The organism is Streptomyces pallidus (ex Mingjun et al. 2026), from assembly GCF_051550185.1.
GTDB lineage: Bacteria > Actinomycetota > Actinomycetes > Streptomycetales > Streptomycetaceae > Streptomyces.
This window is the reverse complement of record NZ_CP196182.1, coordinates 460,077-480,527: the sequence shown is the minus strand read 5'-3', so window position 1 is coordinate 480,527 and position 20,451 is coordinate 460,077. Positions and strand designations below refer to the sequence as shown.

Genomic DNA, 20,451 nt, shown 5'->3' with positions numbered 1-20,451 from the left:
GCGGTCTACGCCGGTTCCAGCAGGACGGTCGGCAGGGAGCCGTCCACGATCGCCGCCTTCGGTAGCGAGAGCCCGAACGTCTTCTCGATGACGCTCAGCGCCGTGCGGTGGACCTCCCTTTCGTCCCGTTCGGGGTCCGGCAGGCCGGCGGCAGTCAGCAGTTCCTGTAGGCGGGCAGCCGTCGCCGGTTCGCCTTCGACGCCCTGGTAGCCCCACGATGCGTCCAGGTGCAGGTTGCAGGCGCTCAGCAGGCGGCCGTCGCGGAAGTACGCGAACTGCGGCGGGACCGGCTTGCCGTTCTCCTCCTCGTACTCGAGCAGGCAGACGTCCGCGCCGTCGCGCGACACCGGGGCCAGCCCGTCGAACCCACCCGGCCAGTCGCCGTAGGCGACCGAGTACGTCCAGTGCCCGGCGCGGCCGAGGCGCAGGCCGATGCCGCCGTACGGATCGCCGTAGGTGTCGTCCATGAGCTGCATCAGGGAGTCTGCGGTGTGGTCTCCGGCCGCCACCGCGTGGTGCTTCACGTAACCCGACACCGCTGGCGCGAGGCGGTCGGCGAGCTCGTCCGGGGAGAGCCCTCGGGCGAGCACCACGTGGTAGCCCCCGAAGGCGATGGACTGGGGGGCGGCGAGCCATACGATTCCGTCGGTCATGGCCGTCATTCTGAACGGCCCCTCCGACAACCGGGTCGGTCAGGCCGGTGCTGGTCCAGCGGCCCGACGACCCGGCGCTGACGAGGGCGGCGCGCACACCGGTTGGCCTCCCCGCCGAGCGTGTGCGTGCTCGGCGGGGAGGCCCGCGGGTGGTGGGCCGGCGTCCACGCCGTTACGCCGCTACGCCGCTCTGCGTTCCGCCGGGCGGGCGGGCGCACGGAGGCCGGTGAGCGCGGCACCGGCCCAGAGGATGGCGGCGCAGCCGATGCCCGGTACGGACTGCCAGAGCTTCTCGGTCGCCCCGGGCAGTTGGGTCGCCAGCGCGGCGACGCCGACGGTCGCGAGCATCAGGGCGCCGATCACGCGGAGCACCGGGGCCCGCAGGCTCTTGGCCAGCGGGAAGAAGTGCCCGCCGACGACCAGTGCCGACCAGGCGAGCGTCAGCTCCGGGCGGTCCAGGGTGTTGCCTATGTAGCCGTTGCCCGCCCCGAGGACCGCGGCCTCGACGAGCACCACCGTGAGGAACTTCGGCCCGCCGCCGCCCGGGGCCACCGGCACGCCCTCCTCGCCCTCGGGGGTGCGCCGTGCCAGCAGGAACAGGCGTACGACGGCGGCGGCGCTCGCGCCGAACAGCACCAGGGTCGCGGCCAGCACGGCGGGGCGCGCGACGCCCGTGACGGCGGACTGGCCGAGGGAGAACCACATCAGGCCGAAGGCCGTCCCGATCAGAGCTCCCCTGCCAGCGTTGCGCAGTTGCTCCCGCCGTGTGCGGGAGACGGGGCGGGGGGTGGTCGTTTCCACGGGTGGTTCCTCCTCGTGTCCTGCGACACGGCCTGACTGCTTGGGACTTACATCTTCGTGCACCGGGCGTCGCGTGCCGCCGGTCCGGCCGTTCGGCCGTTCGGGTGTCGCGGCCCCGGTGGGCGGGGCTACCGTTGCGGCACTGCGCGGGGACGGCGAAGGGGGAGCGTCATGCTGGACGAGGCCACGGTCGCGCTGGCGGCGTCGGTGGGTTCGGCGGTCGTGCAGGCCGCCGGGACGGATGCCTGGGCGGCGTTCCGAAGTCGGCTGGCCCGCTTGCTCGGTCGAGGGGACCGGCGGCGGGAGGACGCCGTGTCGGAGCGCCTCGACCGGACCGCCGCCGAACTGGCGGCCCCCGCCCCGCAGGACGGCGGGGAGCGGGGGCGGCACGGTGCGGCCTGGCGGACCCGGATCGAGGATCTGCTGGAGGAGTTGGAACCGGACGAGCGGGCCGCGGTCGCGGCGGGGCTGCGCGTGCTGCTGGACGAGGTCGCGTCGGGAGCGGTGCACCCGGGTGGGGGTGGGGGTGGGGGTGGGGGTGGGGGTGTCGTACGGAACGTGTTCCTCGGGCCGGCTGCGGTCCAGTCCGGGGACGGCAACGTCCAGGTGAACCGCTTCGGCTCCCGCCCGTGACCGGGGGCGGGTCCGGTGGGGGCGACGGACGGCGCGACGACGGCGGCCGGAGCGGGGACGCCTTCCACGGTGGGGCCGGGGTGCAGCGCGGCAGCGGGAACCTCCAGGTCAATCTGCACGAGCACCGGATGGGCATCCTTTCCGCCTGTGCAATCGCCCTGGTGTGCGTGGCCACCGTGATCGTCGTCCGGACGGGCGGTGGTTCGGACACCGCGGCCACCACCGACCCGCCGACGGGCACCGTCACGACACCGGCGCCGGGTCGGCTGCCGCCGGGCACCGCCGGGGCGGATGCGTCGGTGCTCACGGGGCGGCTCGTCAACGACGGCAGCGGTCTGTGCCTGCGCGCGGCCGGTACCGGGGATGACCCCGTACCGGTGCAGGACACCTGCTCCGGCGCCGCCGACCGGACCTGGACCCTGGCCCTGCAAAGTGGCGGCGGCGCCGCCCGCACGCTGCGCGACGGGCACACCGGCCGGTGCCTGGCCGCGACGATCCCGGAGAACTTCGCCCCCGTCCGCCAGGTCGCCTGCGCCGCCCAACCCGAAGGGCAGCGCTGGGAACTGCTGTGGGGTACCGGAGACCGGACCGGGCGCTTCATGCTGCGCAGCATCGGCCCCGCGAAGTGCCTGCTGGTGCAGGGCCGGGTGCCGGGGCGGGCCGCGGCGCACACGTCCTGCGGCGAGCAGAACGAGGACCAGTGGTGGCACCTCGACAGCTGACGTCCTCGCCCCCGCCCGGTCGGTCCGGGTGCAGCTGTCGCCCGTCGAGCCGGCCCCCCGTCCCCGGCAGCGGGGCGGGCGGGCCGGGGGCCGATGACGCGCGTGAGCCGTACGCGGGTCGGGTCAGCGTGCCTTGACGAGCGTACGGCCCTTGCGGGATCCATCGGAGCAGGAACGCTTCTCCGCGGCGGTCATCTTCCGGGTCTTGACCACCACCGCACTGCTCTTGCCGTCGGTGCCGTTCTTCGCAGGGCCGGTGATGGTGTCCTGGAAGAACCAGTAGTAGTGGCCCCACTTGGGGCTGTCGTAGTGGGTCTGCCAGGTGCCGGAGACCTTCTGCATCACCTGGGCGCGCGAGATCCAGCCCACCTCGCCGGGCTTCACCGTCATGTTGAGCGAGCTGCTCTCCGAGTGGCTGCTCGACCAACTGTGGCTGTAACTCGCCGTTATGCTGAGGTCGACGATCCCGGCGATCTGGCCGCCGGCGGTGACGGAGACGCCCAGCTCGTCGGTGGAGCCCACCGTGTCGTCCCAGGTCATCGTCTGGGTGGCGTCGGACGTGGTGCAGTTGAAGAGCGAGTTCGACACCTGCCGGAACTCCCCCAGGTACGCCTTACCGAGCTTGGGCGAGTTGAAGCTGCACTTGCCTTCGCCCGAGCCGCAGTCCGCCAGGAGCTGCTGCCGCGTCGGCTGGTCGGCGGCGTAGGCCGGCAGGCTGGTCGCCGCCGCCACTGCGCAGGCCGCGACTGCCATGGACAGTGCGTGGGCCGCGCGGCGCTTGAGGCGGTTCATCGTCATCGTGGTGGTACCTCTCACCTTGCTGGGGGTTGCGATCTGTGATTCTCCAGACCGGTCAGAGGGGTGCGGTGCGAATGAGTCACCTCGCGTCGGCCCGGGTCCGGCTACCGGCTACCGGCTACCGGCTGACTGGAGTGCCGAAAGAACTTCTTCCAGTCCTGTCACATTCGCGCGGGCCCGTCCGTCAGTGCTGTGAGACGCCAACGACGAAGGAGAGCAGCCATGACGAACACCTCGATCTCGCGGATGCCGAACCCGGCCGAGTTCGTTCCCGAGCTGAACGACATCAGTGCCGCCCTCTTCCGGGCGACCGGCAACCGCTCGGTGCCGCGCACCACGGTGAACCTCGTGCACCTGCGGGCCGGGCAGATCGTCGGCAACACGTACCTGACCGTCCTGAACACCGCCTTCCTGCGCAAGGCCGGAGAGTCGGAGGAGCGCATCACGGCCGTCTCGTCCTGGCAGGACGCCCTCTGCTTCACCGGGGCCGAGCGTGTGGCCCTCGCCCTGGTGGAGGCCACGCTGCAGCCCGCCCCGCACGGCCGGGAGCGGGTCACCGACGAGCTGTACGCGGAGGTGGCGAAGCACTACGACGAGAAGGGCATCGCCACCCTCACCATCGCGATCGGGCAGATCAGCTTCTTCGTCGCGCTGGCGGTCATCGGCAAGCCGCAGCCGGTCACCTCGCTGGCCGACGAACAGTGGGACTGAGCTGAGGCGGTGCGGGCGGCCCCGGACGGGGCCGCCACGGCCGTTCGGCGGGGTCGTCCTACCGGCTGTGGTCCCGTACGTGCACGTGGCCGTTGCGGCAGCCGACCTCGGCGGATCCGGTGTCGGCGGCAACGCAGGCGGCCGACCAGATCGGCCGTGTGCGGCGCGGAGTGGGTTGCGTCCACCTCGACGCAGCGCCCGTACGGACGCTCCCGGCGCGGGAGGCTCACGTGGCGTCGAGGTCGCGGGCGCGGGCCGCGAGCTGCGGGGTCAGTCGGCGGGCCAGCAGGTCGAGGGCGCGGGCCACCTCGCGGACGGCGTCCGGATCCGGGGTGGTGCCGTCGGGGTCGGCCATGGCCGCGGTGAGGGCGTCGTCGATGGTCGTGGCGCGGACCTCGGTGACGCGGGCGGACGGTTTCGCGGTGGGGCGGATGAGTCGGCGGCGTCGGTCGGCCGGGTCGGGCTCCGTCTCGGCGGAGCCGGCTTCCTCCAACCGGGCGACGGCGGTGGACACCTGACTCTGCGGCAGGCCCGTCCGGGCGGCGATCTCGCCGACCGTGGTCCCGGGGTGCGCTACGAGGTCGCCGAGGACGACCAGCACCGAGCGGGTCGACGCCGGTGAGCCGGACTTCGGCCGGGGCATCGCCTGCTCGCCGATCTTCATGAGGGTGCGGCCGAGGAGGAACAGTTCGACTCCGTTCATACGGCGAAGGGTACATCGAGATTGATACATCTATCTTGATGCATCTGTTTCGATGGATTACTGTCGCAGTGCCAGCCGCCGAGAGCAGCAGCGAACACAGACATCACCAAGGGGGACCAGCCATGGCCACGACCAACGCCACCACTGCCGCCACCGTGCACACGCTGTCCGTTCCGGGCGCCACCCTGCACGTCCGGACCGAGGGCGCCGGCCCCGTCCTGCTGCTCTCCCAGAGCGGCGAGGGCGACGCCGACCGCACGGTCGACCTCGTCCCGCACCTGACCGACACCTTCACGGTGGTCACCTACGACCGCCGCGGCCTGTCGCGCAGCACGCTCGACGACCCCGCCCGCCCCGTCACGATGGCCGACCACGCGGACGACGTCGCCCGGCTGCTCGCCGAGCTCACCGACCGGCCTGCGCTGATGGCCGGGTTCAGCATGGGTGCCGCGATCGGCTTGCACACGGTGGTCCGCCACCCGGGCGTGCTGCACACGCTGATCGCGCACGAGCCGGTGATGCCGAACCTGCTGTCCGCGGCGGGGCGTGCGGAGCACGTGGCGGAGCTGACGGCCATCCAGGGCGCGTACGCGGGCGGGGGGCTGGCGGCGGCGTTCCCGGCGATCGCCCGGCACCTCGGCATCGACCCGGCGCACGACGAGACCGAGGGGGGCCTCACCCCGCAGCCGCTGACGCCCCGCCGGGCGGCCAACTTCGCGTTCTTCATCGGGACGGAGTTCACGGCCGTCACCGCGGACGATCTCGGCCCGGCGCAGCTGGTGCGGGCCGCGGCGCACTCGGGAACGCGGATCGTCGCGGCGACGGGCCGGACCACGCGGCCGTCCGTGCACACCTACCGCTGCGCGCTGGCGCTGGCCGGGCGACTGGGCACGGAGCCGGTCCGCTTCCCGGGCGGGCACAACGGCAACACCGCGTTCCCCCGCGCGACGGCCCAGGTGCTCAAGGACGTGCTCGGCGGGTGACCCCGCCGGGGTCGACGGACCGCGCCTCCGGCTCAACTCATCGCGGTGCCTGTCTGGTTGTATGGCCGCATGGACGCCATGTTCACCAGCCTGATCGCCGTCGCCGGCACGCTGCTCGGCTCGGTCATGACGCACCTGTTCCAGCAGCGTTCTGAACGGCGGACGCAGGAGGATTCCCGGGCGGAACGACTGCGGCAGGAGCGCCTGGAGGTGTACGGCTCGTACGCCGGGCTGCTCGTGGAGTTCCGGCAGGCCTTGCTGCACCACTGGTTCTGCGTCCACGAGGGACGCGACGCGGAGGACGAGGTGGCCTTGCGGGCGCGCTCCTTCGAGCTGCGCTCGGCCGCCCAGAACGCACTGTTCCGGCTTCGCCTGATCGCGGAGGAACCCGAGGTACTGGCCGCGGCGGAGGCGGCGTTCGTGGAGGTCGGCGGGCTGAACCAGCCCGCCGACCTCGACACCCTGCTGCCCCGGCGCGACGCCGCGCGCGAGCTGATCGACGCCTTCGTCGTGATCGCACGCCGCCACCTGTGAGGGACCCCCTCAGCCCGCCACCGCCCCGGCCCGCCGGGTGGCGGCCTGCGTGTAGCGGGCCGTGAAGACCGCCGGGACCGCGAAGCCGCAGACCTTCACGGCGAGCAGTGCGGCCGTGGCGTGCGGGGCGTAGTGGAGGAGGAGTGCCAGTCCGGCCGCGTTCAGCGTGAAGGCCGCCGCCCAGACGGTGGTCACGACCGCGTTGACGCGCTGGAAGAGCCTGGTCCCGTGGGCTTCCGGCGGTGCCATGGTCTTGGCGATGCCGAGGGTGAAGGGCCGCCGTATCGCGAGGGATCCCCAGGCGGTGAGGGCGAGCCAGCCCACCGAGGCGGCCGGCCCGTACGCACCGAGCGGCGCCGGCGTCACCGCGAACGCCGCCACCGCGAGCCCCCCGAAGAAGACGGCGGAGCTGATCTCGATGATCTGCGCGTCCCAGGGGCGGCCGGCCCGGCGGTCCACCACCAGCAGGACGGCCGCCAGGAGGAAGCCGGCCAGGGCTCCGTACCGGTACTGGCCGTTGGTGCTGAGGACGGCGAAGGAGATCCACGGCAGGAACGAACGGAGGTAACCGAACACGAGACCCAACCTCTCGGGGGCGACATTCCAGAACTGACATGTCGAAGGTAGAGGGTTCTATGCCGACATGTCAAAGGTGTAATGTGGGGCCATGAGCCTTCGCCACGCCGTACTCGGCCTGCTCGCCGGTGGACCGGCCAGCGGCTACGACCTGCTGCGCACCTTCGACGTCTCGCTCGCCAACGTGTGGCCCGCCACCCAGAGCCAGCTCTACGGGGAACTGGGCAAGTTGGAGAAGTCCGGGCTGGTCACCGTCGCCGCCGAAGGGCCTCGCGGCCGCAAGGAGTACGCGATCACGCCCGAGGGGCGCAGCGAGCTGCACCACTGGCTGACCGAGGTCGAGCCCAGCCAGGTCCGCCGCAGCGACATGCTGCTGCGCGTCTTCTTCCTCGACCAGCTCGAACCCGACGAGGCCCTCAGCTACCTGCGCCGGCAGGCCGAACGCGCCGCGGAACGCAACGACCGGCTCGCCGAGCTCGGCAGGAACGTGGCCCGGGGGGAGGACTCACTGTCGGTCTACGGCCGGATCGCCATGGAGTGGGGCCTGCGACTGAGCGCCACCCAGCGCGAGTGGGCCGAATGGGCACAGGAGCAGCTGGCGGAGCGGCAGCCGCCCGCCGCACCCTGACCCGCGCGCCCGGCTCCGCCCTGCCCGCCGCCCCGCCCTGCCCGCCGGCTCCGCACCTGCCCGCCGGCGCCGCCCCGAGCACCACGGCCGGCCGGGCTCGGGGCGCGCCCACTCCGGAGGTCATCACGTGAGCCCGCCCGGCATGGCACCGTGTAACCGATCGATCACTACACGTCGTCTTCTAGTCTGGGGAGCCCTGCCGTGTCGAACGTCCCTGCCGATCTCAAGTACACCGACGAGCACGAGTGGGTGCGCACCGAAGCCGACGGGTCGGTGACGATCGGCCTCACCGACCACGCCCAGAGCACGCTCGGGGACATCGTCTTCCTGGAACTGCCCGAGGTGGGCAGGGCCGTCGAGGCCGGGGAGGCCGTGGGCGTCGTGGAGTCGGTCAAGGCCGCGTCCGACATCTTCTCCCCGGTCAGCGGCAAGGTCGTCGCCGTGAACACCGACGTCGCCGACGTGCCCGAGGACGTGAACGAAGACGCCTACGAGGCCTGGCTGTTCAAGATCGAGCTGAAGGCGGGTGCCCCGGGTAACGGCCTGCTCGACGCCGCGGCCTACGAGAAGCTGATCGGCTGACCCCGCACTGCACAACCGCAGAGGCCTCCGTCCCCGGCGGGGGATGGTGGCCTGCGCGCTTCACACGGGTGCGGGACGGGTTCCGACTGCGGGTCAGACGAGGGCGGCTGCGGTGAGGGCGAGGGCCGAGCCGGCGAAGACGACGGCGTGGCGGACGTTCTGCAGGACGCGGGTCCGGGCCGGGAAGGCGCCCTCGGCGGCGGCGAGGAAGGCGGGGACGCCGACGCGCAGCAGTTCGGCGTCGCCCTTGCGACGGAACGCGGCCCGGGCGGACTTCACCGCGCCCAGCTGGCTCTGCAGGATCGCGATGTTGGCGAGGAACGCGATCGAGGAGTACATCCAGGTCAGGGTGGCGCCCCAGGGGCTACCGGCCAGGTTGAGCGCGGCGGCGGCGATGTTGACGACGGCGAAGGCGCCCGGCGCCCACCACTCGTGGCCGCTCGCGTCGAAGCGGAGCCCGTTCTCCTCCAACACCTCGGGCCGGATGCCCTGGCGGCGCAGCTCGGCCACCGCCGCGGCCCTTGCGACCGCACCGAAGCGCTGGCGCAGGAGCGGGATGCTCAGGAACGCGGCGGCGACGAGGAGCTGGGCGGCGGTCGGAAGTCGACGGCGTAGCCGCCGTCGCGCAGGGCGGGGGCGCGCTCCACGATCGTGGCGGTGAAGCCTTACCGGTGGAGCCGGTGGGCGAATGCCGGCCCGGCGACGGAGGCGCCGGAGATCAGGACGTGGAGGCTCGGATTCCGGCCCGCCGGGTTCGGGTGCGCGTTCGCGTTCGTCACGCCGGTGAGCCTGCCGGGGCCCGCTTACGGGGCGCTCACCGCGCGCTCACCGCCGTGACGAGCTCCTCGGGCAGACCCATCATGCGCAGGGCGTCCCGCACGGACGGGCCCACGGCGGCCACGGATCCGGCGGCGCGTCCGTAGTACGCCCGCGCCGCCGCTCGGTCGCCGCGGGCCTCGGCGATCCGGCCGAGCCCGCCGAGGCAACGCACCCGGTTGCCGAGGCTCTTGACCCAGTGGGGGTCGATCCGGTCCAGCGCATCGGTGTAGAGCCGTTCCGCCTCGTCCGGACGCCCCTCCCGCAGGGCGATGTCGCCGAGGCCGCGCAGGGCTGCGGCGAGGGCCGCCGGGCTGCCGCTGCCGCGGGCGAGGGAGGCAGCCGCGGCGTAGTCGTCGCGGGCCGCGGCCGGGTCCCGGGGCAGGCGGTGGTCACCCCGGTTGACCAGGAGGTCCGCGGAGTCCTCCACGGCGCCGAGTTCCCCGGTGAGGGTGAGCGCCCGGTCGGTCAGCGCGACGGCCCGGGAGGCGTCGCCGTACGCGCCCGCGAGGCAGGCGAGGGCGTCCAGGGCCAGCGCGGTGCCCCAGCGGTCGCCGAGCGTACGGAACTGCCCGGCGGCCGCGTCGAAGGCCCGCTCGGCGGCTTCGGGGTCGCCCTCGCCGAGGGTCGCGTAGCCGGACACGTACCGGGCTGCTGCGCGCGCCCACGGGTCGGGGCAGTCGCGTTGGGAGGAGACGAGCCCGAACGCCCTTCGGGCCTCGTGGACGTCCTGTGCCTGCTGGACGTCCTCGGCGTGCGCGGTGTTCGGGGCCTCCGGCGCGTAGGTCTCTCCTGCGTGCCGCATCATCCAGAGCAGCAGGACCACCGGGTACCGGCCCGCGCGGTCGCCCGGCCACGCCGCGGCCAGCGCCTCGTGTGCCGTCGCGCGGTGGCGCTGCCAGAGCGGGCGGCCGGCCGCGGTGGACGCGGCGAGCAGCACGCAGGCGGCGTACTCCTCGCCGAGCCCCTCGGCGGAGGCGACGGCCTCCACGGTGGCGGACTCCCCCGTGCCGGCCTCCCCCGTGCCGGCCTCCAACGTGTCGGCTCCAGCCGTGAGCAGGGCGATCGCGTGCGGGGCGGCAGCGGCGGACGCGCCGCGGATCCACAGGGACGTCGCGGCCGAGGCGAGCAGTTCCAGGGCGGTGGGCACCTCGCGGGCGCCGACCGCCCAGCGCAGTGCGGTCAGCAGGTCGTCGTGCTCGGCCGTCACGCGCGGCAGCCATTCCAGCTGTTCGGCCCGTAGCAGGTGGGGGTCGGCGCGGCGCAGCAGCTCCAGCACGTGTCGGGCGTGGGCGCGCCGGGTGGCCTCGCCCTCGCCCGCCGCCTCCAGCCGTTCGGTGCCGTACGCGCGGATCGTCCCCAGCATCCGGTAGCGCCCGGAGCCCACGGCCTCCACCAGGGACTTGTCGACCAGGGACTCCAGGGTGTCGGCGTCCGTGCCGCACACCTCCAGCGCGGCGTGCGCCGTCGCGCCGCCGGCGAAGACCGTGAAGCGCCGGGCGGCGCGCTGCTCGGCCTCCGACAACAGGTCCCAGCTCCACGCGACCACGGAGCGCATCGTGCGGTGCCGTTCGGCGGAGGTGCGGCTGCCGCGGGCGGTGATGCCGAGGAGGTCGTCCAGGCGTCCGGCGAGGTCGCCGGGTTCGAGGGTGCGCAGGCGTGCGGCGGCGAGTTCGATGGCGAGCGGCAGGCCGTCGAGGGCCGTGCAGATCCGGCGTACGACCTCGGGGTCGCCGGTCGGGCCGCGGCGCACGGCCCGGGCCCGGTCGGCGAAGAGGCGTACCGCGGCGGCGTCGTCCAGCGGTCGGACCTGTTGGACGTGCTCGCCGATGACCCCGAGCGGTTCGCGGCTCGTGGCCAGCACGCGCAACCGGGGGCAGGCCGCGAGGAGGCGCGCCGCCAGGGCCGCGGCCTCGTCGACGACGTGTTCGCAGTTGTCCAGGACGAGCAGGAGGACGCGGTCGGAGAGGGCCGCGATCAGCCGGTCGATCGCGGTCCGCGGGGTGGCGTCCCCCATCTGGAGGCCGTTCTCGCGCAGTCCGAGCGCGGTCAGTACGGCCTGTGCCGGTGATCCGCTGTCGTGGAGTGCCGCCAGCTCGACGAAACAGACGGCGTCGACGGCGGCGGCACGAGGTGCACGGGCTGTATGCACGGCACGGGCCGGGTCGGCGGTGCCCGCGACCTCGACGGCCAGCCGGGTCTTGCCGACACCGCCGGGTCCGATCAGCGTGACCAGCCGGGACACCCGCAGCAGCCCGACAGCCTCGGCCACGGCCTCCTCCCGGCCCACGAACGAGGTCAGCTGGGCGGGCGGCGCGGCGGGCGCGGGCGAAGGCGCGGCGTCCAGCAACTCGCGGTGCAGTGCGAGGAGTTCGGCGGACGGGTCGGTCCCCAGCTCGTCGGCCAGGTGACGCCGGGTCTCCTCGAACACCACCAGCGCCTCGGCCTGGCCGCCCCGGGCGAACAGCGCGCGGATCAGCAGACCGGCCAGCCGCTCCCGCAGCGGGTGGCGGCCGACCAGCTCGCGCAGCTCCGGTACGGCGCCGCGGTGTTCGCCGAGTCGGAGCTCGGCCTCGATCCGGTCCTCCAGGGCCGCGAGGCGCGCCTCTTCCAGCCGTCCCGCCGCGGCCCGGGCCGTCTCGCTGCCGTCGAGCCCGTCCAGGGCGGGGCCGCGCCACAGTTCCAGCGCCGAGCGCAGCACCGCGGCCGCCCGTACGGGGTCGCCGTCGGCCAGTGCGGTGCGCCCTTCGGCGGCCAGTCGTTCGAAGCGGGCGGCGTCCACGGCCTCGTGTCCGACGGCGATCCGGTAGCCGGCGCCGACCCGCTCGATGGGGGCCGCCCGTCCCAGGACCGTGCGCAGCCGGGAGACCTGCGACTGGAGCGCGTGCGCGGAGACGGTCCCGCCCGGTTCGATCTCCTCGGCCAGCCGCTCGGCCGACACGACCGCGCCCGGGCGGATCAGCAGCAGCGCGAGCAGGGCCCGCCGTGCGGGTCCGCCGAGCGGCACCTCGGTCCCGTCGTCGTGCCGCGCCCGGGTCTCACCGAGGATGCCGAACCACATGCCGGCGATTATCCCCCAGGGGAATCAGGGCAGTTCAGCGGGGCGCGGCCGCGATCGGTCCGAGCCAGGTCCCGCCGGAGACGTCGACGGTCTGGCCGGTCACCCAGCGCCCCTGCGGGCCCGCCAGGAAGCCCACCACGTCGGCTACGTCCTCCGGCTCGCCGATCCGCCCCAGCGCGGAGATCGCCTCCAGGCCGGCGACGACCTCCGGGATCGCGGTGTAGCCGGCGGTCAGGTCGGTGCGGACGGCTCCCGGCGCGACCGTGTTCACCGTGATGCCGCGCGGGCCCAGCTCGTTGGCGAGGGAGGGACCCATGGCCTCCAGCGCCGCCTTGCTGACCGTGTAGCCGATCTGGGTGGAGACCGCGAACCGGCTGGCCGTCGATCCCATGTTGATGATGCGGCCGCCGTCGTTCAGCAGCGGCAGCGCCCGCTGGATCACGAAGAACGGGGTGCTCACGTTGACGGCCATCAGCGTGGCGAACTCCTCCTCCGTGACCTGCCCGATGGAGTGGCCCGAGATGATGCCGGCGTTGTTGACCAGGACGTCCAGGCCCTTCGCCCCGTGCTCCGCCAGCCCGCGGGCCAGCCCCTCGAACAGCCGGTCCACCGCGCCGGCCTCGCCGAACCGGGCCCGGACGGCGAACGCGCGCCCGCCCGCCCCCGTGATCCGTGCCACGGTCTCGTCGGCGGCGGCCTCGTTCCCGGCGTAGTGCACCGCGACCAGCGCCCCCTCGGCGGCCAGGCGCAGGGCGACGGCCCGCCCGATGCCGCGCGACCCTCCGGTCACCAGTGCGGTCCTGCCGGTCAGCTGCTGCTCGCCCATGTCAGTGCTCCTCTGCCTCTGCCGTGTGGTGCGGGTCGCGTGTTCGGCCGGCGCCGTGCCATACCCGGCGCTGCCCCGCCCCGCCCTGCCTGCCACCGGTGGGACCCGGTGACGTCATCACCTTCGGGGGGAGCGCTCACCGCGGGCTCACCTCCGGCTCACCGGCCGGCGGCAGTCCGGCGAGCGGCCGACCGGCGCGCACCCGCCTCGGCGTGCCCCCGTACGGGTGACAGTGCGTCACGGGGGTCGGAGGCCGTGCTCCGAGCTGGGCAGCGGTGCGGGGGCGGGTGGCCGCCCCTCCGGGTCGGCGCCGGCGTCCCGGACCCGTGCGGCGGCCTGGCAGCGTGGTGGTCGCATGCCGAGCCGCCGCGGCGAACCGGCGCGGGTCGGAACCACGGACGACGGACGACGAACGACGTGACGGAGGATCACATGGGCGGGCCGGGCGGTTGCGCTTGGGGCGCGGAGCGGCTGGACCTCGACGCCTATCTGGCGCGCATCGGGTACGAGGGCGCGCGCGAGCCGACGCTGGAGGTGCTGCGTGCGCTGCACGCCGCCCACGTCGCGTCGATCGGCTTCGAGAACCTGGAGGCCGTCCTGGGTCGGGCCGTCCGGCTCGATCTGGAGTCCCTCCAGGCGAAGATGGTCCGGCGGCAGCGCGGGGGCACCTGTAGCGAGCACACGCTCCTCTACGCGGCGGCCCTGGAGGCGATCGGCTTCGCCTTCACCGCGACGGCGTCGCGCGTGCGCGTGCACGAGGGGCCCACGCTCCCGGCCACGCACGCGTCGTTGCGGGTGGAGCTGGACGGCGAGGAGTGGTTCACGGACGTGGGCTTCGGCGCCGAAGGCCTCCTCGCCCCGCTACGGCTGCGGGACGGCGAGGTGGTGCGGCAGGGCGGATGGACGTACGGGCTGGTCCGCGAGGAGGGCCCGACGGCGGGCATGCCCGGGCCCCTGGTGCTGCGGCGGCTGCGGCAGCACGGCTGGTACGACCTGTACGCCATCGGGACGGAGCCGCGCTTCCCGATCGACTACCTCATGACCAGCCATTTCACCTACACGCATCCGCGCTCGCCCTTCCAGGACACGCTGCTGGTGCAGAGGCCCGCGGCGGACCGGCGGCTCGTCCTGCACGACACGGAACTCACCACGCTCCTGCCGGACTTCACGGCGGAGACCCGCCGGGTGCCGGCCGAGGAGCTGCCGACGCTGCTGACCGAGGAGTTCGGGATCGGCATCGACGCCGATGACGCGACCGCGCTCGTCGCACGCTACGACACCGTCCGCTCCCGTCAGGCGTCGTCGGCTCGGAGGAGGCCTTCCGTCTCGGCGGTGTAGGGCGGGGCCGGGGAGGTCGAGGTCCGGCGGCGTTCGCCGGGCAGCAGATGCGCCGCGCACGGTACTACGACCAGCCGCCGTTCCCGTTCGTGCCGGGGTACGACCTGATGGGCACGGTCGTGACGGCCGGGGAGGGCACCGACCCGGCCTGGTCGGGCAGCGGGTCGCCGCGCCGGTGAAGGTCGGCGGCTGGGCCAGCCACGTGGCGTCGACGCCGAGGACGTCGTACCCGTGCCGGACCACCGCACCGCGGCCGAGGCGGAGACCCTGGTCGTCAACGGCATCGCCGCCCGGCAGATGCCCCACCGCAGCGCCCGGGTGCGCGCCGGTCAGACCGTCCTGGTGCACGGCGCGAGCGGCGGCGTGGGCTCGGGTCTGGCCCAGCCGGCCGTCGCAGCGGGCGCGACGGTGATCGGCACGACGCCTCCGGCCGGCATCACGGCGCCCTGCGGGAGCTGGGCGTCCTCCCGGTCGACTACCGCGGCGGAAAACGTCGCGGAACGGGTCCGTCAGCTCGCGCCGGGCGGCCTGGACGCGGTCTTCGACCACCTCGGCGGCCGCAGCGTGACCGACTCCTGGAAGCTGCTGGGCGCGGGCGGCGGCACCCTGGTCCCCCACCTGACCCACGGCCGCCGGGCCTCCTCCGCACCGTCCGGGCCGGCCGCGCCCTGAACAAGGACGCCTTCGGCGCCCGCCTGCGGGCCGACCTCACCGAGGTCTTCGCCGCCGGTCGCAGCGAAGTCACCCCGCGCGTCACCGCCCGACTCCCCCTCGCGCGCACCGCCGAGGCGCTGCGCCCGGCCGAGTCCGGCATGGTCACCGCCGAGATCGTCCTGCCCCGGTGAGCCACCGGGCCGCGCGGAGCCCTGCTCCACGGGCGCTGGGCATGACAACCGATCGGCCCGGTTCCACGTCCTTCGCAGCAGACCCGACTCCGGCCGACGGCACGGAGCGACGCCGACCCTGGAGGGCATCATCGAGACGTCACCCCCGGACCGACCCGCCCGGACCGAACACCCCCGCCGGACGACCGGAACCGGCAGGTTCCTGCTGGGCGGCGTGGCGGGTGTCCTGCTGACCGCGGCGCTCATGACCGTTCTGTGGTGGCCGCGGACGGACGTGACGTACCGCAGCAGTGCTCCCTCGTCCCTGGTCTACGAGGACGGGTCGCCACACTTCCTCGGGCTGGTGCACCGCCACAGCCTGTCCGGTCGGGACTCCTACAAGATGATGATCGGCAGGGATTCCGGCCTCTCGTACGGCCACTGGGTGGACGTGGACACCGCTCTCGGCTCGAAGGGCGTCGAATCCACCACGTGGACGGAGTCCGGGGTGCGCGTCCGCTTCCTGACCGGCCACGAACTCTTCGTCCCGGCCCGCTTCTTCCTGCACGGCAGGTGACGGACCGGGGTGCGAACCGGGGTTTGCGGACGGGGTTTGCGGACGGCCGTCCCGAAACGGGCGCACGGTGCTCGGCACGAGCCACTGTCGGTGGTGGATGCGACGATCCGCGCAACAGAACCCGGAAGGATACCCATGGGCACCTGGGACGTCGGACCCTTCGACAACGACACCGCCGCGGGCTTCTGCGCCTCCCTCGACGAGGCCGCCGCGCACGACCGGCCCCGCCTCGTACGGGACGCGCTGGCCCGTGTCCTCGACGCCGACGACGGCCCCCTCGACCAGCACCTGGCGGTCGAAGCGGTGGCGGCGGCAGCCCTCGTCGCCGCCCGGTGCCCCGGCGGCCGACCCGCGACCAGCGGGTACGGGCCGGAGCTACCCGTCCCCCTACTCCCGGCGGACCTGCGGGACCTGGCCGTCCGCGCGCTGGACCAGGTCGTGGCCGAGCGGTCCGGGTTGCGGGAACTGTGGGTGGAGACCGACCGGTACCCCCACTGGCTGTGGAGCCTGCAGGGCCTGCGCAAGGTGCTCACCTTCCCGGCACCACAGCCGGTGGCCCGCTCCTGGGCCAGGATCGACGCGTGGATGCAGCGGCACGCCCCCGCTTCGTACGCGCTCCTCGCGCCGCCGGCGGACCCCGCCGAGGTCGAGGCGGCGCAGGAGGCGATGGGGGTCCGCTTCCCCGCCGACCTGCTGGAATCGCTGGCCTGCCACGACGGGATCACCGCCTGGGCCAACCTGGTGCCCGACCAGCCGCCCTCGTCCGTCGCGGGGATCGTCGACCACTGGCGGATGTGCGTCGAGATCGCCGAAGAAGACGCCGAAGAGGCCGAAGACGCCGACCCGACCGAACCCGCCGGGGAACGGGAGCCGTGGTGGCACCCGCAGTGGATCCCCTGGGCGCAGAGCGACGGCGACTCCCAGATCATCGACATGCGCGAGGGCCCCGGCCGCGGCCGCCTGGGCAATGCGGCGCACGACGACGTCGGTTGCTTCGACGACGGCTGGCCGTCGCTGGCCGTGTACCTGACCGCGGTGGCCGACGCGCTCGACCACGGCGGTGTGGTGGACGGGGACGTGCCCTACCTCACAGCGAAGGGCGAGCTGTGGTGGACCGTACCCGGCAGGACCGAGCTGAACGGGGCCCCGCTCACCCCCGCCCCCCGCACGGAACCCGGGTCCACCGGTCGGCCGGTCCGTCGGCCGCAGGGCAGGGGACCCCGGGGCGCAGGGGCGCGAGGACGTAGCCCGGGAGTGTCGAGTCCGCCGTTCTCCCCACCGGCGTCCCCGGTCCGGGCGTAGCGTGGCCGCATGAGCGTCGTCGTGGAGGGCAGGGGCCCGAAGCTGCCGCCGTCGTACCCGCCGAGGACGCCTCCGCCGCAGAAGAGGCCGGTCGAACCGCCGCGTCCCCAGCCGTCCACCCGGCCGAAGCCGCCCTCGCGGGAGCGGCGCAGCTTCGACGTCCCCGGCACCGAACGCCGCTGACGGTCCGTCCGCCGCGCAGGCGCCGTCCCCCGATCCGGAACCGGTCCTCTGGTCGCTGCCGTCGGGGCCTGACCGCTCCCGCAAGGCACGCGCCATCCCCATCCGTTACCGAGAGTAGGTGAACCTTACTCCCAGCGAGACAAGATGTCCGCTTGCCCCCGCTTCGGCACCCCCCGGTGGCGAGTCACCAACACAGGGCGTGATTGGATCATGGGACGTCGTCCCCTTCGTCAAGGGGACGCGCGAACAGGCATGCCAAGAAACGGAGAACGGGGAACATGCGCAAGACGGTTACGGGGCTGGCACTGCTCGCTGCGGCAGCGCTGCTGACCGGCTGCGGAAGCGACAGCGGAAAGGAGAGCGGCGCGAAGGCGGGCGACGCCGGCGCCAAGGGGGCGGCGACGTCCCAGGAGGTCGCACCGGCGGCCAAGACGCCGGACGCCAGGACGGGCGGCGACAGCGCCACGCACGAGGTGACGTTGGAAGTGTCCGGCCAGGGCAGGACCGCGGTCATGTACAACGCCGAGACGAGCGGCTTCGAGCAGCAGACCCTGCCGTGGACGAAGACGGAGACCATCAAGCTCATCGGAGCGGAACAGAAGTCGGGCCGCCTGTTGACGGTCGTCCCCGGCTCGGTCCAGGGGGCCGACGGGGCGCTGCAGCAGGCCCCTTGCGTGATCAAGGTCGACGGTAAGCAGGTCGCCGACAACGACGGTGGGAAGAACCCCAAGGGCTGCCTGTACCGCATCAAGTAGCGCCCCCGTCCGCACCGTCACCGCCCGCGCCCTCCGGCCGGGCGGCGAGGTGAGCGGACGGGTCGTCAGCGGCCCGCGGTGGAAAGGGCCGTCACGCCCTGGTGGCCGGCGCCGTAGACGCGGTCGCCGTGGGCCCACAGGGCGATCTGGGCGGCACCGGGCGTGGTTCCGGCGCCGCCCAGCTCGTGGCTCCAGCGGGCCAGGCCGGTGTCCGCGGCCAGGGCCCACAGCCTGCCCCGGAGCCATACGTACACGGTGTCGGACGTGGCTTGGACCGCGACGGGTCCCACGCTCGCCATGGGCAGCGTCCCCGCCCAGCGGACCGTGCCGTCGCGGGCACCGAAGGCATGGACGACGGAGGTGCCCACGCCGCCGGCGGCCACGCCGTAGACGGTGCGGCCGTCGGGGCTCGCCGCCGCGGTGTAGAAGAGGGTCTTCCCCTGCGAGGCCCACGCCACCTGCCCGTTGGCGGCGTCGACGGCGTACAGGTGGTCGGACAGGAGGAGGAAGCGGTCGCCGGCGGAGGAGTGCGGCCCGTCGTTCCAGGACGGGACCAGACCGGCGAAGTAAGTGGACAGGGAGTTGCCGGTGCCGCCCGGGGTGGGCTGCTCCCACAGGGTCTTCCCGCCCTCCGCGGTGGCCAGGGCGGTCATCCGCGGGGCGCTCCCGTCGGCATTGGCCGTCACCCACAGCAGGCGGTTGCCGGACGAGGGCACCTTGAGCCTGCTCTGCCCGGCGGAGCGGTCGTCGACTTCGACCTGCCAGCGGATCGCGCGTGCGGCCGGGTCGACGGCCCAGACGAAGGCCTTCGACCCGGGGGCGCCCGCCGAGCCGCCCTTGAGCGCTGCGTCGAGGTCCCCGTACGGCATGGTGGAGCCGCTGACGTAGACCACGCCGTCGAGGACGCCGGGGATCCAGGCCCACCGGATCCACAGGTCCTGCCTGGCTGCGATGCGCCACGCCTCCTTGCCGGTGGCGAGGTCCAGGGCGTGCAGGACCCGGCCCTGGTGGGCGGCGCCCGCGCGGGACATGACGAACAGGAGGCCGTCGGCGACGGCGGCGGGGTCGCCGGCCAAGTACGCCCCTGACGGGTCGGACACGTTGGGCACCGGTTCCCACCGCGGCTTGCCCGCGAGGTCGAAGGCCCGGACCTGGGTGCCGGTGACGGCGACGACCGTGTTCGCATCGCCGGTCACCTGGGTCACGGGGCCGCCCGTCTCCGCCGTCCACAGGGGCTTGGCGACGGTGTCGGTGGCGAGGGAGCGTGCCGGGTCGGTCAGGGCGGCCGCCGACGTGCCGCCCGCTCCGCGGCCGCCGCCCGCGCCGCGCAGTGCCCGGGCGGCCACGGCGCCTCCGGCGGCCAGCGCGAGGCCTCCGCCCGCCAGGCCGAGCAGGACCTTGCGCCGACCGGGGCGGGCCGGTACCGGTACCGGTGGTGGCTGGATGTCGGGCCCGGACGACTGCGCGTCCCCGCCCGAGTCCGCGCCGGACGCGGGCCCTTGGCCGGGGTCGTCGCCGTCCGCCGCCGGGCCGCCGGGGCGGTGCGGCAGGGTCGGGGCGAGGACCGCGGCCACCGCCTCGACCGCCTCGACCAGCAGGGGCGGCAGCCAGGCGCCTGCCCGCCTCGGGACCCCGGCCATCCGCTCGACCACCTCGACGACCTGCCGCGGCTCGGGGCGGTCCAGGGGGTTCTTCGCCATGCAGGCGGCGATCAGCAGCCGTATCCCGTCCGGCACGCCCGACAGGTCGGGCTCGTCCTGCACGATCCGGCGCTGGAGTTCCAGGGCGGAGACGGGCCCGGCGAACGGGGCGGTCCCGCGGGCGGCGAAGGCGAGGGTCGACCCGAGGGAGAAGACGTCGCTCGCCGGGGTCAGGGGGTCGCCGAGGCTCTGCTCGGGCGACATGTACGCGGGGGTGCCGAGGACCAGGCCCGTCGCGGTGAGGGCGGGCCCGGCGGCGGCGCGGGCGATGCCGAAGTCGATGACGAACGGGCCGTCCAGGGCCAGCAGGACGTTCGAGGGCTTCAGGTCGCGGTGGATCAGCCCCGCGGCGTGGATGTTCACCAGGGCTTCCGCGACGCCGGCGGCCACGGCCCACAGCGCGGGCTCCTCCAGCGGCCCGCCGAGCGCCACCGCCTCGTGCAGCGGGATCCCCGGTACGAAGGCCGTGGCCAGCCAGGGCGCCTCCGCGCCGGTGTCGGCGTCGACCACGGGGGCGGTGAAGGCCCCGGAGGCGGCCCGGGCAGCGGCGACCTCGGCCCGGAACCGGTCCCGGAACGCGGGGTCGCCGGCCAGATCCGTACGGATGACCTTGACCGCGACGGTACGCCCGCCCGCCGACCGGCCGAGGAACACGGTGCCCATGCCGCCCTCGCCGAGCCGGCCGAGCAGCAGGTACGGGCCCACCCGGACCGGGTCCGCGGGGGTCAGCGGCCGAACGCCCACG

General features: G+C 74.2%; 21 protein-coding genes and 2 pseudogenes. 13 read left to right on the top strand and 10 right to left on the bottom strand.

Annotation, left to right across the window (positions count from 1 at the left end; translation table 11 throughout):
• Positions 1–5 precede the first annotated feature (5 nt).
• A complete protein-coding gene (locus ACSHWO_RS36940; RefSeq protein ID WP_438319648.1) occupies positions 6–653 on the bottom strand; it encodes a hypothetical protein in 648 nt (215 codons plus the stop codon).
• Between the two features lie 180 nt (positions 654–833).
• Positions 834–1,454 (bottom strand): hypothetical protein, encoded by a 621-nt coding sequence (locus ACSHWO_RS36935; protein WP_438319647.1) that lies wholly within the window; start codon positions 1,452–1,454, stop codon positions 834–836.
• A 171-nt stretch (positions 1,455–1,625) separates the two neighbouring features.
• Here ACSHWO_RS36935 and ACSHWO_RS36930 point away from each other — a divergent pair, with 171 nt between their 5' ends.
• Together ACSHWO_RS36930 and ACSHWO_RS36925 are read left to right on the top strand one after the other, a co-directional pair.
• Positions 1,626–2,087, top strand: coding sequence for a hypothetical protein (locus ACSHWO_RS36930; protein ID WP_438319646.1), 462 nt, complete (start codon positions 1,626–1,628; stop codon positions 2,085–2,087).
• The gene (locus ACSHWO_RS36925; RefSeq protein ID WP_438319645.1) at positions 2,084–2,809 is read left to right on the top strand and encodes a ricin-type beta-trefoil lectin domain protein; all 726 of its coding nucleotides are present in this window, start codon (positions 2,084–2,086) and stop codon (positions 2,807–2,809) included. Before ACSHWO_RS36930 ends, ACSHWO_RS36925 begins: the two co-directional genes overlap by 4 nt.
• Positions 2,810–2,932: 123 nt before the next feature.
• On the opposite strand, the gene ACSHWO_RS36920 is transcribed toward ACSHWO_RS36925, so the two are convergent.
• Complete coding sequence (locus ACSHWO_RS36920; protein ID WP_438319644.1) at positions 2,933–3,607, bottom strand: hypothetical protein; 675 nt, start codon at positions 3,605–3,607, stop codon at positions 2,933–2,935.
• A 222-nt stretch (positions 3,608–3,829) separates the two neighbouring features.
• On the opposite strand from ACSHWO_RS36920, the gene ACSHWO_RS36915 reads away from it, so the two are divergent.
• Entirely contained in the window at positions 3,830–4,318 is a 489-nt protein-coding gene (locus ACSHWO_RS36915) for a carboxymuconolactone decarboxylase family protein (protein ID WP_385844973.1), read from the top strand.
• Between the two features lie 226 nt (positions 4,319–4,544).
• Here the strand turns inward: ACSHWO_RS36915 and ACSHWO_RS36910 are convergent, their stop codons facing one another.
• Entirely contained in the window at positions 4,545–5,021 is a 477-nt protein-coding gene (locus tag ACSHWO_RS36910) for a MarR family winged helix-turn-helix transcriptional regulator (RefSeq protein WP_438319643.1), read from the bottom strand.
• Between the two features lie 122 nt (positions 5,022–5,143).
• Between ACSHWO_RS36910 and ACSHWO_RS36905 the strand changes: the two genes are divergently transcribed.
• Both ACSHWO_RS36905 and ACSHWO_RS36900 read left to right on the top strand, forming a co-directional pair.
• Positions 5,144–6,004 carry an alpha/beta fold hydrolase gene (locus ACSHWO_RS36905; protein ID WP_438319642.1) on the top strand — a complete coding sequence of 287 codons (861 nt, stop codon included), beginning with the start codon at positions 5,144–5,146 and terminating at the stop codon, positions 6,002–6,004.
• 69 nt (positions 6,005–6,073) lie between these two features.
• The gene (locus ACSHWO_RS36900; protein WP_438319641.1) at positions 6,074–6,538 is read left to right on the top strand and encodes a hypothetical protein; all 465 of its coding nucleotides are present in this window, start codon (positions 6,074–6,076) and stop codon (positions 6,536–6,538) included.
• 9 nt (positions 6,539–6,547) lie between these two features.
• Here the strand turns inward: ACSHWO_RS36900 and ACSHWO_RS36895 are convergent, their stop codons facing one another.
• Positions 6,548–7,114: a hypothetical protein gene (locus tag ACSHWO_RS36895; protein ID WP_438319640.1), complete on the bottom strand. Its 567-nt coding sequence runs from the start codon at positions 7,112–7,114 to the stop codon at positions 6,548–6,550.
• A 91-nt stretch (positions 7,115–7,205) separates the two neighbouring features.
• Between ACSHWO_RS36895 and ACSHWO_RS36890 the strand changes: the two genes are divergently transcribed.
• Both ACSHWO_RS36890 and gcvH read left to right on the top strand, forming a co-directional pair.
• Positions 7,206–7,742 carry a PadR family transcriptional regulator gene (locus ACSHWO_RS36890; protein ID WP_438319639.1) on the top strand — a complete coding sequence of 179 codons (537 nt, stop codon included), beginning with the start codon at positions 7,206–7,208 and terminating at the stop codon, positions 7,740–7,742.
• A gap of 201 nt (positions 7,743–7,943) precedes the next feature.
• The gene (gcvH, locus tag ACSHWO_RS36885) at positions 7,944–8,324 is read left to right on the top strand and encodes a glycine cleavage system protein GcvH (protein WP_438319638.1); all 381 of its coding nucleotides are present in this window, start codon (positions 7,944–7,946) and stop codon (positions 8,322–8,324) included.
• 93 nt (positions 8,325–8,417) lie between these two features.
• On the opposite strand, the gene ACSHWO_RS36880 is transcribed toward gcvH, so the two are convergent.
• The 4 genes and pseudogenes from ACSHWO_RS36880 to ACSHWO_RS36865 all read right to left on the bottom strand — a co-directional run bounded on the left by ACSHWO_RS36880 (position 8,418) and on the right by ACSHWO_RS36865 (position 13,027).
• Complete coding sequence (locus ACSHWO_RS36880) at positions 8,418–8,834, bottom strand: hypothetical protein (protein ID WP_438319637.1); 417 nt, start codon at positions 8,832–8,834, stop codon at positions 8,418–8,420.
• An 86-nt stretch (positions 8,835–8,920) separates the two neighbouring features.
• Positions 8,921–9,103 (bottom strand): annotated as a pseudogene (locus ACSHWO_RS36875) (FAD-dependent oxidoreductase); the annotation flags it as partial.
• 35 nt (positions 9,104–9,138) lie between these two features.
• A complete protein-coding gene (locus tag ACSHWO_RS36870) occupies positions 9,139–12,201 on the bottom strand; it encodes a BTAD domain-containing putative transcriptional regulator (RefSeq protein WP_438319636.1) in 3,063 nt (1,020 codons plus the stop codon).
• Positions 12,202–12,235: 34 nt separating this feature from the next.
• The gene (locus tag ACSHWO_RS36865; RefSeq protein WP_438319635.1) at positions 12,236–13,027 is read right to left on the bottom strand and encodes an SDR family oxidoreductase; all 792 of its coding nucleotides are present in this window, start codon (positions 13,025–13,027) and stop codon (positions 12,236–12,238) included.
• A gap of 417 nt (positions 13,028–13,444) precedes the next feature.
• Here ACSHWO_RS36865 and ACSHWO_RS36860 point away from each other — a divergent pair, with 417 nt between their 5' ends.
• The 6 genes and pseudogenes from ACSHWO_RS36860 (at position 13,445) to ACSHWO_RS36835 (ending at position 18,006) form a co-directional block, all read left to right on the top strand.
• The gene (locus ACSHWO_RS36860; RefSeq protein WP_385845000.1) at positions 13,445–14,365 is read left to right on the top strand and encodes an arylamine N-acetyltransferase family protein; all 921 of its coding nucleotides are present in this window, start codon (positions 13,445–13,447) and stop codon (positions 14,363–14,365) included.
• 29 nt (positions 14,366–14,394) lie between these two features.
• A pseudogene (locus tag ACSHWO_RS36855) lies at positions 14,395–15,210 on the top strand (zinc-binding dehydrogenase); the annotation flags it as partial.
• A 214-nt stretch (positions 15,211–15,424) separates the two neighbouring features.
• A complete protein-coding gene (locus ACSHWO_RS36850; protein WP_361100303.1) occupies positions 15,425–15,766 on the top strand; it encodes a hypothetical protein in 342 nt (113 codons plus the stop codon).
• A 135-nt stretch (positions 15,767–15,901) separates the two neighbouring features.
• Positions 15,902–17,068 (top strand): DUF4259 domain-containing protein, encoded by a 1,167-nt coding sequence (locus ACSHWO_RS36845; protein ID WP_438319634.1) that lies wholly within the window; start codon positions 15,902–15,904, stop codon positions 17,066–17,068.
• 9 nt (positions 17,069–17,077) lie between these two features.
• The gene (locus ACSHWO_RS36840; RefSeq protein ID WP_438319633.1) at positions 17,078–17,251 is read left to right on the top strand and encodes a hypothetical protein; all 174 of its coding nucleotides are present in this window, start codon (positions 17,078–17,080) and stop codon (positions 17,249–17,251) included.
• Positions 17,252–17,529: 278 nt separating this feature from the next.
• Positions 17,530–18,006 carry a hypothetical protein gene (locus ACSHWO_RS36835; RefSeq protein WP_361100311.1) on the top strand — a complete coding sequence of 159 codons (477 nt, stop codon included), beginning with the start codon at positions 17,530–17,532 and terminating at the stop codon, positions 18,004–18,006.
• 65 nt (positions 18,007–18,071) lie between these two features.
• Here the strand turns inward: ACSHWO_RS36835 and ACSHWO_RS36830 are convergent, their stop codons facing one another.
• The gene (locus ACSHWO_RS36830; protein ID WP_438319632.1) at positions 18,072–20,450 is read right to left on the bottom strand and encodes a protein kinase domain-containing protein; all 2,379 of its coding nucleotides are present in this window, start codon (positions 20,448–20,450) and stop codon (positions 18,072–18,074) included.
• Between the last annotated feature and the right edge of the window lies 1 nt (position 20,451).

Bases quoted from the DNA above. Each gene is read 5' to 3' on its own strand.
- ACSHWO_RS36940 (WP_438319648.1), bottom strand. From the start codon at position 653: ATGACCGACGGAATCGTATGGCTCGCCGCCCCCCAGTCCATCGCCTTC.
- ACSHWO_RS36930 (WP_438319646.1), top strand. From the start codon at position 1,626: ATGCTGGACGAGGCCACGGTCGCGCTGGCGGCGTCGGTGGGTTCGGCG.
- ACSHWO_RS36920 (WP_438319644.1), bottom strand. From the start codon at position 3,607: ATGACGATGAACCGCCTCAAGCGCCGCGCGGCCCACGCACTGTCCATG.
- ACSHWO_RS36915 (WP_385844973.1), top strand. From the start codon at position 3,830: ATGACGAACACCTCGATCTCGCGGATGCCGAACCCGGCCGAGTTCGTT.
- ACSHWO_RS36910 (WP_438319643.1), bottom strand. From the start codon at position 5,021: ATGAACGGAGTCGAACTGTTCCTCCTCGGCCGCACCCTCATGAAGATC.
- ACSHWO_RS36905 (WP_438319642.1), top strand. From the start codon at position 5,144: ATGGCCACGACCAACGCCACCACTGCCGCCACCGTGCACACGCTGTCC.
- ACSHWO_RS36900 (WP_438319641.1), top strand. From the start codon at position 6,074: ATGGACGCCATGTTCACCAGCCTGATCGCCGTCGCCGGCACGCTGCTC.
- ACSHWO_RS36890 (WP_438319639.1), top strand. From the start codon at position 7,206: ATGAGCCTTCGCCACGCCGTACTCGGCCTGCTCGCCGGTGGACCGGCC.
- ACSHWO_RS36870 (WP_438319636.1), bottom strand. From the start codon at position 12,201: ATGTGGTTCGGCATCCTCGGTGAGACCCGGGCGCGGCACGACGACGGG.
- ACSHWO_RS36865 (WP_438319635.1), bottom strand. From the start codon at position 13,027: ATGGGCGAGCAGCAGCTGACCGGCAGGACCGCACTGGTGACCGGAGGG.
- ACSHWO_RS36845 (WP_438319634.1), top strand. From the start codon at position 15,902: ATGGGCACCTGGGACGTCGGACCCTTCGACAACGACACCGCCGCGGGC.
- ACSHWO_RS36840 (WP_438319633.1), top strand. From the start codon at position 17,078: ATGAGCGTCGTCGTGGAGGGCAGGGGCCCGAAGCTGCCGCCGTCGTAC.
- ACSHWO_RS36835 (WP_361100311.1), top strand. From the start codon at position 17,530: ATGCGCAAGACGGTTACGGGGCTGGCACTGCTCGCTGCGGCAGCGCTG.